We start from the raw sequence: 11886 nt of genomic DNA, 5'->3' as shown, positions 1-11886 counted from the left end.
GGCGAAGGCCGGGATCCCGACCTCGCGTCTCACCGCAACGGCGAGATCTCGGCCTTCGCCGGGGTGACGAACAACTTCCTATCGCCGCTCGGGCCAGACCGTCTTCGGCGCGCCGAGGTTGGGCTTGCCGAGCAACGGGCTCGACAGCGCGTAGACGCCGTTCACCGAAAAGGCCCAGATGATCTTGCGGTCATATTCGGTGAAGACCGCGAAGGTCGAATTTTCCTTCGCATAGTCGGGCAATTCGGCATCGGTCGGGAAACGCGGCACGAAATAGCCCGCGATGCTGGGTTTCGCCGGATCCTTGACGTCGAAGATCTGGATGCCCGCGGTATAGAAGGCATAGATGGCGAGCCCCTGGCCCCCCTCGACTTCGCCGGGCTGCCCCATCCCACCCGACCTTTTCGGGCCGAAGCTGCCGCGGCGCTGGCAATAATCGGTGAAACCGGCGTCCTTCGGCGGAGTGGGGCGCGGGAAGCGCGCCGCGATCTTCGGATGCGCGGGATCGCGCGCGTCGATCGAATAAATGTCCTTGTACGGCTCGTAGCAATTGCCGTTCATCGGATAGCCGTTGCCGAACACGAAGCCGGTGCGATCGTATTGGCTGACGTCGACATTGTCGAACTCGGTCCCGGCATAGCTCGGCGGCACCGTCACATGGCCGAGCGTCTTGGGATTCGCGGGGTCGGAGAGGTCGAAGCTGTAGAAGCCGAGACCGCCCATGCCGCCGAAGCCGATCTTGCCGCCGTCCTCGATCGGCCTGGTGAGCAGCAGCGCGGTGCGCGAGCCCATCCAGCTCGTCCGGTTGCCCGCGCGCGGATTGGCGCGATAGGCATCCTCGCTCTCCTTGTCGCCGAGCCGTTGCCCCGGGACCGTGATCTGCGAAACAAATTTCGGATCGGCCGGGTCCGACATGTCCCAGACCTGATAGCCGGGCGAATAGAGATAGTCGGGATATTCGGTCGCCGAATAGCTGTCGTCGGGCGCCGCCGAGAGCAGCATATATTTGCCGCCCCACCACGCCACCGAGTCGAGTGCGCCCGATCCCTGCTGCTCGCCGATCGGCGCGTCGGGATGCTGATAATCGGTGGTGCGCGTCGCGATCAGCTTCCACGTGTCGGGCGTCGGGCCGTCCATCACGAAGACCTTGAAACCCTTGAGCGAATTATAGTGGCGCTGTTCGGCCACCTTGGCAGGCTCGCGCTTCTTGTCCTCCATCAGGCCGAATCGGCCGATCTCGTAGGACGCGACGAGGACGTTGCGCTGCAGCGTCTTGTTCCAGGCGATGGTGACGCCGCCGAAATAATCGGTGACCGCCGCCGCGTCCCAATCCTCGCTCGACCCTTTCGGACCCCATACGCCGCCCTGCGACCACACCGTCTTCGCCTTGCGCGGGTCGGTGACGTCGAGGATGCGCAGATAGTCGCGGTCGTGGGCGTAGAGATAGCGCTTGCCGCCGAAATCGGCGATATTCGCCCATGCGTGCCAGGGCGAGGTCACCGCCGGATAGAAAGCGATGACCTTCACATTCTTCGCGTAGCTGTTCTGATCCCAATGATCGAGCTGGCCGGGAAAGGCCGGCGCGTCGTTGGTGAGCGGCGTCGCGACCGGGTGGCGGAAACTGCCGTCGGGGTTCATGCCGTAATCGGTGCCGGGAACCGGCGGGCGCGGCGGATTGTCGGGGGTCGCGGCGATCCAGGCCTTGAGCCACGGGTCGCGGATGTCGACCGGACCGGGTTCCTTCGCACCCCAGTCCGCCGCAGCGAGCGCCGTCGCGCCGAGACAGGCGGCGATTGCCGCGCCTGCCATGATCCTGATCCCGCGCTTCATTGCGAACCCTTTCTTTTCATAGGTCCTTCCCCCGAAGAGGAAGGACCCGTTATCCGTCGAACCGTCGATGCTCAGAAGCGGAACCGCGCGGTCACGCCATAGGTGCGCGGCGGGATATAGGTCGAATAGATGGTCCCGAACAATTCGAGCTTGCTCGTATAGTTGAGCTCGTTGGTCAGATTCTTCGCCCAGGCCGTCAACTCCCACTTGTCGTCGGCGTCGCGCAATCCGATCCGCGCGTTGAGCAGGATTTCGGAATCGAACTTCAGAATGGGCGTGTTCGGATTGTCGAAGAAATTGGCTCCCGTGTACTGGAAGTCGCTGCCGAGGACGAGCACCAGCCCTTCGCTGACCGGCTGTTCCAGATTGGCCGCGACGTTGAAGGCATGCTTCGGCGTCCGGCGGCAAGTGTTGCCGTCGAGGTCGGTCCCCTCGTCATCGATGATCAGTTCGCCGGTGAAATTGCACTTCGAGAAGGCATAATTGCCCGACAGGGTAAAGCCATCGGTGATCCGCGCCTGGAAATCGAGCTCGAGGCCATAGGCGCGCGTGCCGTTCTTGGCATTGAACACGAAATTGTCGGGCGGCATCCCCGGTCCCGGCGACAGGAACTGGTTGGTCTGCAGATTGTCGTAATTGGTGTAATAGGCCGCTGCGTTGATGAACAGGCGCCGGTTGGCGAGCGCCAGTTTCGCGCCCACCTCGAAGCTGTCGGCGGTTTCGGGATCGAACGACACCAGCGCTTCGGACGGGGTATTGGCATCCTCGCCGGTCCAGCCGCCGGGTTTGTAGCCCTTGGCATAGCGGCCGTAGAGGGTGACATTGTCGTTGGGTTCGAAACGCAGCGTCGCGCTCGGCAGCCAGGCGTCCCAGCTCCGCGTCTCGCCGACGGTGAAATTGACCGCCTCGCCCTCGAACGAGACGCCCGAGCGATTGTTCGAATAGCGCTTGTGGTCATAGGCATAGCGCAGCCCGGCCTCGAAGGTCAGCTTGTCGGTGATGCTGTAGCTGAGTTCGCCAAAGACGCCGACATTGTCGTTCTTCGACGTCGTGACCGTGTGGTTCGACCCCGGCGACGGCGTCGCGGGCGTGCCGCCATAGGCCATGGCGAAGGCGAATTCCTCGATCGCCTGATAGTCGGCGAACAGGAAGTTCACATCCTCGGCGCGGCGGATATTCTCGTGCAAATAATAGACGCCGCCCTCGACGCGCAACGGCCCGCCATTGTCGAAGCGCAGGCGCAATTCCTGCGAGAATTGCTTCACATCCTCACCCTTGCCGCTGTCGAAATAGCTGTCGGGCACAGTGGCGAGATAGGTATCGAGCCCGGCGAGCATCGCCGAGGTGATGTCGGGCGCGTTGGTTGCGGGGTCGATCGGGAAGTTGAACAGCATCCCCGACCCGTCCTCGCGCGCCGTGAGCGAGCTGTCGCGATAGGCGGTCTGCGAGGTGATGCTGATCCCGTCGCTTGGCTGCCAGTCGATCGTGCCGCTCACCCCATACATGTCGCCGTTCTGGAAACCGGTGAAATTATGGTTGCCCGAGCGATGCTTGGCGCTCTTGAACGGCGCGTTGCGGTTCGGCAACACGAAGCCCGGCAGGCTGTCGATCGTCGGCGCATAATAGCCGAGGTAGGTCACTTCCTGGCTGTCGCCGGGAATCAGGATGTCGACCCAGCGCGCGCCGTCGCGATGGCGCGTATAATCGGCCGACAGATTGATATCGAGCGTCGCGTCGGGCTGCCAGCGAAGCTGGGCGCGCACCGACTGCATATTCTGGTCCTCCTCGTCGCCGCCGCTGAGGTTCTTGGCATAGCCGTCGTGGGTGCGCGAACTGGCGGTCAGGCCGAGGCTGACCGTGTCGGACACCGGCCCGCGAACCGACGCCGCGACGTCGAGGCGGTTGTAATTGCCATAGGTCGCCTCGAAGCGGCCCTCGAAGGTATCGCCGGGCTTCTTGGTGACATAGTTGATCAGGCCGCCGACGACGCTCTTGCCGAAGCGCAGCGCCTGCGGCCCCTTGAGCACCTCGACGCGCTCGAGGTCATAAAGGTCGAGCAGCGAGCCGGTGCCGCGCGACAGATAGACGCCGTCGACGAAGATGCCGACCGCCGCGTCGGCGCCCGCGCCCTGGATATCCGAGCCGATGCCGCGGATGAAGAGCTCGGTGTCGACCGCGCGCTCGGCGCTGAGCTTGAGGCCCGGCACACGATAGGCGACCTCGGAGAAATCCTTGATTCCCGCGCGTTCGAGCGCCGCGCTGCTGAACGCCTGGACCGAAATCGGGACGTCCTGCAGGCTTTCCTCGCGCTTGCGCGCCGTCACGACGATGTCGTCGCCCAGCGCCGCGCCGCTTACGCTTTCATTGTCGGCGGGTGCCGACTGCGCTTCCGCCACGGTCGGCAAGGCGCAGGCCGCAGCGGTCACAAGCAAGGCCCGGCGCCAGTTTCGATTCATTCGCATAATCTACCCTCCCCAGCGGCCGGACGCATCCTGTCCTCTTTCGGGAGGTCCCGTGCCGGCCTGAACGATTGGACGAGGGAAACCTAGCGGGCTTTCTATATCGATATAATAGATTGTCGAATATACGATATTCCTGTTTCATTATAGCCCGCTCAAGTGGGCTGCAGTTGCAAGCGGTTAGGCGACGCCGACGCAGACATATTTGACTTCGAGATAATCCTCGATGCCATAGCACGATCCTTCGCGCCCCAGGCCCGACTCCTTGATCCCGCCGAAGGGCGCGACTTCGGTCGAGATCAACCCGGTGTTGACCCCGACGATGCCATATTCGAGCGCTTCGGCCACACGCCAGACGCGGGCGAGATCGCGAGCATAGAAATAGGCGGCGAGGCCGAAGCGCGTATCGTTCGCCTGCGCGACGACATCGGCCTCGTCGGAGAACCGAAAGACAGGGGCAAGCGGGCCGAAGGTTTCTTCCTGCGCGACGTCCATCGCCGCGGTCACGCCGGTCAGCAGGGTCGGCTCGAAGAAAGTGCCGCCGAGCGCAGAACGCCCGCCACCGCAAACGATGCGCGCGCCCTTCGCGGTCGCGTCGGCGATGTGGCGCTCGACCTTCAGGGCCGCTGCTTCTTCGATCAGCGGCCCGACCTCGACGCCGGTGTCGGCGCCGTTTCCGACCTTCAGCCCCCGCACCGCGTCGGCGAGTTTCGCGACGAAAGCGTCGTGGATTCCCGTCTGCACATAAAGCCGGTTGGCGCAAACGCAGGTCTGGCCGGCATTGCGATATTTGGAGGCGATTGCACCCTTGACCGCTTCGTCCACGTCGGCGTCGTCGAAGACGATGAAGGGCGCATTGCCGCCGAGTTCGAGCCCGAGCTTCTTCACCGTGTCGGCCGACTGGCGGTAGAGCAGCTTCCCGATCTCGGTCGATCCGGTGAAGGAGAGTTTGCGGACCAGCGGATTCCCCGTCATCTCCGCACCCACGCCGCGCGCGTCGCTGGTCGGGACGATGCTCAGCAGCCCAGCGGGCAGCCCCGCCTCCTCCGCCAGCACCGCGAGCGCGAGCGCCGACAGCGGCGTCTGCGCCGCGGGTTTGACGACGATGGCGCAGCCCGCCGCGAGCGCCGGGCCGACCTTGCGGGTGATCATCGCGGCGGGAAAGTTCCACGGTGTGATCGCGGCGACGACGCCGACCGGCTGCTTGAGCACGAGGATGCGCTGGCCCTTCTGGGTCGCGGGGATGATATCGCCATAGGCGCGCTTCGCTTCCTCGGCGAACCATTCGATGAAGGACGCGGCATAGGCGATCTCGCCGCGGCTTTCGGCGAGCGGCTTGCCCTGTTCGGCGGTCATCAGCCGTGCCAGATCCTCCTGGTTCGCCATGATCAGGTCGAACCAGCGACGCAGGATCGCCGCGCGCGCCTTGGCGGGGGTTGCTGCCCATGCAGGCATCGCCGCCGTCGCGGCATCGATCGCCGCGCGCGTGTCGGCGGGAGTCGTGTCGGCAACTTCGGCGATCAACGCGCCGGTCGCGGGATTGGTGACGGCGAGGCGGTGGTCGCCTGCCGTCCAGTACCCGCCGATGAAGGCGTCGGTCCGCAAGAGGTCGGGCCGGAGAAGGGTCGGGACGTTGCTCATAGTGCGCTCAGGGCCTTTTCCAGGATCGCCATGCCTTCGTCGATCAGCGCGTCGGACGCGGTGAGCGGCATCAGCAGGCGGATCGTCTCGCCATGGATGCCGCAGCTCAGCAGCACGAGGCCGAGTTCGAGCGCGCGCGCCGTCACGCGCTTCGCCGCCGCGCCGTCGGGTTCGTCGCTGCCGCGCGCCGCGAGCAGGTCGAAGGCGACCATCGCGCCGGGGCCGCGGACATGGCCGATGGGGAGCAGATCATTGCGCGCCGCGAAAGCCTCCAGCGTCGCCCGCAGCTTGTCGCCGAGGGCGTTCGCGCGTTCGATCAGCCCCTCCTCCTCGATCACGTCGAGCACCGCGAGCGCGGCGGCGCAGGCGACGGGCGAGCCGGCGTAAGTGCCGCCGAGCCCGCCGGGCTGCGCCGCGTCCATGATGTCGGCGCGGCCGATCACCCCCGATAGCGGGAAGCCACCGGCGAGCGACTTGGCGACCGTCATCAGGTCGGGCTCGACCCCGCCATGCTCGATCCCGAACATGCGGCCGGTGCGCGCGAAGCCGGTCTGCACCTCGTCGGCGATCAGCAAGATGCCATGCTCGTCGCAGAGACGGCGGAGCGCCGCCAGCAATTCGGGCGGCGCCATGTGAAAGCCGCCCTCACCCTGCACCGGCTCGACGATGATCGCGGCGACGCGCGACGGCTCGATGTCGGCGGCAAACAGCAGCGACAGCGCGCGCAGGCTGTCCTCGACGCTCACGCCATAATGGGCGATCGGAAACGGCAGGTGGAACACCTCGCCCGGCAGCGGGCCGAAGCTGCGCTTGTAGGGCAGCACCTTGCCCGTCATCGCCATCGTCAGCAGCGTGCGGCCGTGGAAGCCGCCGCCGAAGGCGATGACGCCGGGGCGGCCGGTGGCAGCGCGGGCGATCTTCACCGCATTCTCGACCGCCTCGGCGCCGGTGGTGAAAAGGATCGTCTTGGCCGGGCCCGAGAAAGGCGCGAGCGCGTTCAGCCGTTCGCAGAGTTCGACGTAGGGCTCGTAGGCAGCGACCTGAAACGCCGTGTGCGTATAATGGTCGAGCTGGTCGCGCACCGCCGCGATGACGCGCGGATGGCGGTGGCCGACGTTGAGCACCGCGATGCCGCCCGCGAAATCGATATAGCGGCCGCCGTCGGCGTCCCACAGCTCGGCATTTTCGGCGCGCGCCGCGAACAGCGGCGTCGCACTCGCGACCCCCTGCGGGACCGCGGCGGCACGGCGCGACAAAAGAAGGGCATTATTGCTCATCGTTGGACCTCGTGGGTTGGGGGTTAGGCTTGGGAAGGTTGGGCGCGGTCGAGCAGCCGCGCGGGCCACGCCGCCGCGAGACCGCTCGCCAGCAACAGCAGCACCGCCGCGACGATCGTCAGCGGATAGCCGCCACGATCGAGCAGCAGCCCGGTCAGGAGCGGCCCGCTCGCCAGCCCGAGCTTCGAGCAGAAGCCGCCGAGCGCCGCGGTGCGCCCGACCTTGTCGAACGCGGCGGCGAGGCCGAGCAGATAGGGGATGGTGAAGGCCCAGACGATCGCGGAACCGATGTTCGCGGCGACATAGACGGCCGGAAGGTCCGATCGCCAGAAAGCGGCGGTGAAGATCAGGGTCACCGCGATCGAGCCGAGGATCGGCCTCGCCCGGCCGAAACGCGCGCCCATCGCGACGACGAGGATCGACCCCACCGCGCCAAGCCAGTTGGCGGCGGCAAGCGTCGGGCCGATGAAATCCTGCGACAACCCGGCGCCCCGCCCAAGTCCGATGATGAAGGCGGCGAGTCCCATATTGCCCGCCTGGAACAGGAAGATGGCGGCAAGCGTCGCGGCGAGCGGTTTCCGGGCGATCGGTGGCGCCTCGGCTGCGCCGGCGCTTTCCACCACGACCGGATAGGCGGGCAGAAAGGGCAGCATCGCCAATGTCGCGAGGCTGAAGGCGGCGAGCGCGAGGAAGAGGACGCCGGTGCCGTACTCCGGCACGAGCGGCGGCAGCGCCCAAAGGCCGATGCCCCCGATCCCGAACTGCACGACGAGCAGCATTCCGAACACGCGGTCGGGCGAGCGGGTGCGCGCGATCACCGCAAAGGCGATCCCGACGAGCAGCCCGCCGATCATGCCGTGGCAGGCACGAAGCACCGTGAGTCCCGGCACCGACACGAGCTGCGTCGAGACAAGATCGACCGCGATCAGGCCGACCAGCGCCGAGGTCGCGGCGATGCGCCACGGGATGCGGCGAACCAGAAACACCGCGATCAGCGCGCCGACCGCAGCGCCATAGACATTGGCCGAGGCGATCAGTCCGGCGCTCGCGGGCTTGATGCCGAGCCCGTCCGACAGACCCGTGACGAGCGCCGCCATGATGTTGACGTAGAAGAGCCCGGCTGTCGCGAGGAAGGACAGCAGCACCGCGGCGGGCAAGCCGTCAGGCGCGACCTTCGGCAGCGTATCGGTCAGCCGCATGGCGCATCCTTTCCGGCAAGCGCCACGGCGGCCGCGCTCCAATCCCAATGATCGCTGTCGCCGAAGCTGTAGAAGAGCGCGTCGCGGCCGGGCAGCATCGCGACCGAAATGCCGCCGAACCCCGACATCGCCGGAACCCAGAGCGATCCGGCGCAGCCGAGCTTCGCGCCCATGTCGCGCGTCCAGAAACCGGCGCGGTAGCGGAAGCCGGGGAAGCCCGCGGGAAGCCCGCCGCCCTGCGGCGCGCGCTGCATCGCCGCGTCGAGCAGGCGCCGGTCGAGCCGCCCGTCCGCGCCCTGCATCAGCCAGCGCGACAGGCGGGCGATGTCGTCGGGCTGATAGGTCAGCCCCCAACCGACGAAGGGCTGCGCGACCGCATCCTCGCTGCGCCGCGTCGTCGACAGCGTTGGGCTAAGCTTGAGACCATCCCACAGTGGCCGGACGAGATCGTCGTAGAGATCGGCCTTCGCGCCACGCTTCGCGCGCAAGATCGCACTCATCGCGGTGCCGAGCAGATAGGTGTCGGAGGTGTGATAGACCCATTTGCCGCCCGGCGGCGCCTTGCGCGGATAATGGGTGCAGGCGAAGGCGATCTTCGCCGCATGATCGGCGGGCTCGAAGAAAGCGGCGATCGACGGATCGTCCTCGTCGGCCATATAGGCGTCGGAGCGATAATGGCCGGTCGTCATGTCGAGCGCCTGCTCGAGCGTCACCCCCGCCCAGCCGCGCGCGCATTGCGGGACGTGTGCGGCGATCTCCGTTCCCGCGCTACCCGGATAGAGTTTTTCGAGCCGCATCAGCGCGACCCCGCCGAACACCGACTTGGCGGTCGAATAGGACGGCAGGTCGATCGCCTCGCACGCCGGATAGTCGCCGTGGCGGGTCGCGCAGGCGCTGCGGTAATGGACGCCGTCCACCACCGCGCCATAGACGGTCGGCTCCGGCCCCGCCGCGGTGGCGAAGGCAAGCGCATCGGGGCGTTCCTCGATCGAACGCACCGGCAAGCGCGCCGCCACCGCCTCCTCATGACGCCGCACAATCGCGTCGGCGTCGCGGACTGCGCCCGGCGCAAGGCGCGCGGCAGCGAAGCCCCAGGCGTCGAACTTGCGATAGCGGCAAGTCTCGCCCGCAATCTCGAAGGCGGCTTTGCTCACCGTTCCGTCCGCGCCGAACAGGAAGGTCAGCATCCCGTTGTGCGTGCAATTGGCGCCCCGCTCCTGCAGCGCGAAGGGCAGCGCGGCGCGGGTCAGCCCGCCGTCGCCGGGCTCCGACCAGACGCGGCCCGGCTCGACGATCCAGTTCCAGTCGGGATGGGTCGATGGGATCAGTCCGCGCTGCGCGGGGATCAGCGCGTCGCCGTGCTGGACGAGGTCGATGGCGAGATCGGGCAGCGAGCGGCTCGTATCGCCGCGCTCATAGCCCTTTTCTTCGACGATCAGGCGGAACCCCGCCATCGGCCCGCCCGCCAGATGCAGGCGGCCCGTAAAGTTCGCCAGCGGCTTCACAGCATCAGTGGCGGGGGCGAAGGCCGACAGGTCGACGGGGCTATCGAAGCCCTCCCCCGCCAGCAATGCCACGCGGCCGAATGTCGGCCTTGCGCCCGAAACCTCGGCCTTGGCGACGCCCGTCACCACCACATCGTCGAACCAGCAGGTCGCGCGCTTGCCCCGCGCCGACAGGCGGAGCCGCAGCCCCCCATCACCCTCGGCGAGCGCCTGTCCGCCCGGCCACAGCGTCACCGCATCGGCACGTGCCTTGCCGACCGACAGGATCGGCGCCCATGTCGCGCCGCCATCGCGCGAGGCTTCGGCCGCGCAGGCGGCGTCATCGCCGAGCGCATCGGCGGCGATCTTCACGGTCGCATAGAGGCGGCGCTTGCCTTCGACCGGCACCGCGACCTCGGCGCTCGCCCCGGCGGTGAGGCGCATCGAGACATTGCCCTCGAAGCTCGTCAGCCGCACGTCGCCCGCGCCTGCCGCGCGCCACGGGTCGGCGCTGCCCTGCTGGAAATCGCTGCGCAGCAATTCCTCGGCAGATGCGCTGCCGGGCGCCGCGAGCGCGATCAGGGCGAGCGCCCCATATCTCACAGCGTGATGCCTGCCCTGCCCAGCGCCTCGGCAAGCGGCGCGAGCCCCGCCGCATAGCGCCGCCAGAGGCCCACGGAGCGATCGTGGATCGGCGCGCGCACCTGCACGGCGCTCGCGGTCGCCACAGGGGCGGGGTTGCGGTGGAAATCGAGGCAGGCGTCTTCCCAGTCGAAACCGCACGCCGCGACCAGCCGGCGGCTCTCGCCCTCCTGATCGGCAATCAGCGCTTCATAGTCGATCTCGATCATCCGGCCGGGCAAGGCATCGCGCCAATGCGCCATCAGTCGCTCATAGGCGATGCGATAGGCGGCGAGATCGTCGAGGTCGTAGCTGAAGGGATAGCCCATGCGGAACAGCGTCTTGTACATCGCATAGCAGCCATCCATCGCCCCGCGCCGGACATGGACGATGCGCGCATCGGGCAGCGCAAGCGCGATCAGGCCGATATAGAGGAAATTGAGCGGCGTCTTGTCGATCGCGAAAGGCGCGCCGGGATCACGCTCGGCGATGCGCGACCGATAGGCGCGGCCGAGCGCGCCATGGTCCATCGCGACACTGCGGCGGATAAGGTCGGCCTTGTCCCGCGCCTGCCCCGCGCCCTCGATCAGCGCGAGTGCGAAATCCTGAATCTCGCCGAGGCTCGCGACCTGGCTGTGCGACGACAGGATGCGGTCGACCAGCGTCGTCCCGCTGCGCGGCAGGCCGAGGACGAAGATCGGTCCCGGTTCGGCGGACGGCGGCGGAGCCGCGCGCAGGCGCTCGGCCGAAAAGGCGTCGGCGATCGCCGCCATCGTGTCGACGTCGTCGGCGACACGATAGGACAGCCGCGCCCGCCGCGCATCGGCCGCCGCCTTCAGCGCCGCGAACGCCCGGTCATGGCCGCCGAGATCCTCGAGTTCCTTCGCCAGCGCATGGCCGAGCGCGATGCGCGCCTCGGCATCGCTTCCCGCCGCTACCAGCGCGTTTTCAAGCGCCGCCACATGATTATTGTCCGCGGTCGCACGGCGCAACGTCGAGCGGTTGGCCCAGGCGTCCCAATCATGCGGATTTTCCGCAATCACATGGTCAAAATGCGCCTCTGCCGCATCGATCCGGCCGAGCGCGATCGACGCGGCGGCAAGGTCGTAGCGCGCGCGGCCATCGTCCGGCGCCAGTTCGACCGCGCGAGCGCAGCAGCGCTCGGCCTCGACCGGCTGGTTCATATGCCCGTGATATTCGGCAAGGCGGCGCAAGGCATGGGCGTCGTCCCACGCCAGTTCCTCGATCGCGGCGAGGACCGCGCGCGCCTCACCATAGCGGCCCCGCACCGCCGCAGCCCTCGCCCGCGCCAGCCCCGCGTCGAAATCGCCGGGGCCGCTTGACGGAGGAGAGGCGGCGGGCCAGGCCGTCATCG

Annotated in this window: 7 protein-coding genes; all 7 read right to left on the bottom strand. The window is 67.4% G+C overall.

Going from position 1 to position 11886, the window contains the following annotated elements:
- Positions 1–78: 78 nt before the first annotated feature.
- Positions 79–1809 (bottom strand): hypothetical protein, encoded by a 1731-nt coding sequence (locus tag NP825_RS03210; protein WP_257548333.1) that lies wholly within the window; start codon positions 1807–1809, stop codon positions 79–81.
- 92 nt (positions 1810–1901) lie between these two features.
- Positions 1902–4256: a TonB-dependent receptor gene (locus NP825_RS03205; protein WP_257548332.1), complete on the bottom strand. Its 2355-nt coding sequence runs from the start codon at positions 4254–4256 to the stop codon at positions 1902–1904.
- Between the two features lie 213 nt (positions 4257–4469).
- A complete protein-coding gene (locus NP825_RS03200; RefSeq protein WP_257548331.1) occupies positions 4470–5930 on the bottom strand; it encodes an NAD-dependent succinate-semialdehyde dehydrogenase in 1461 nt (486 codons plus the stop codon).
- Positions 5927–7207, bottom strand: coding sequence for a 4-aminobutyrate--2-oxoglutarate transaminase (gene gabT / locus NP825_RS03195; protein WP_257548329.1), 1281 nt, complete (start codon positions 7205–7207; stop codon positions 5927–5929). Before gabT ends, NP825_RS03200 begins: the two co-directional genes overlap by 4 nt.
- Before the next feature lie 23 nt (positions 7208–7230).
- Positions 7231–8406: an MFS transporter gene (locus NP825_RS03190; protein WP_257548327.1), complete on the bottom strand. Its 1176-nt coding sequence runs from the start codon at positions 8404–8406 to the stop codon at positions 7231–7233.
- Entirely contained in the window at positions 8397–10493 is a 2097-nt protein-coding gene (locus tag NP825_RS03185; protein WP_257548324.1) for a beta-lactamase family protein, read from the bottom strand. The genes NP825_RS03190 and NP825_RS03185 overlap by 10 nt, the downstream gene beginning before the upstream one ends.
- Positions 10490–11884, bottom strand: coding sequence for a tetratricopeptide repeat-containing sulfotransferase family protein (locus NP825_RS03180; RefSeq protein WP_257548322.1), 1395 nt, complete (start codon positions 11882–11884; stop codon positions 10490–10492). Before NP825_RS03180 ends, NP825_RS03185 begins: the two co-directional genes overlap by 4 nt.
- Positions 11885–11886: the final 2 nt, after the last annotated feature.

This window comes from Sphingopyxis sp. DBS4, assembly GCF_024628865.1.
Lineage (GTDB): Bacteria > Pseudomonadota > Alphaproteobacteria > Sphingomonadales > Sphingomonadaceae > Sphingopyxis.
This window is presented reverse-complemented; position numbering and strand designations above follow the sequence as displayed.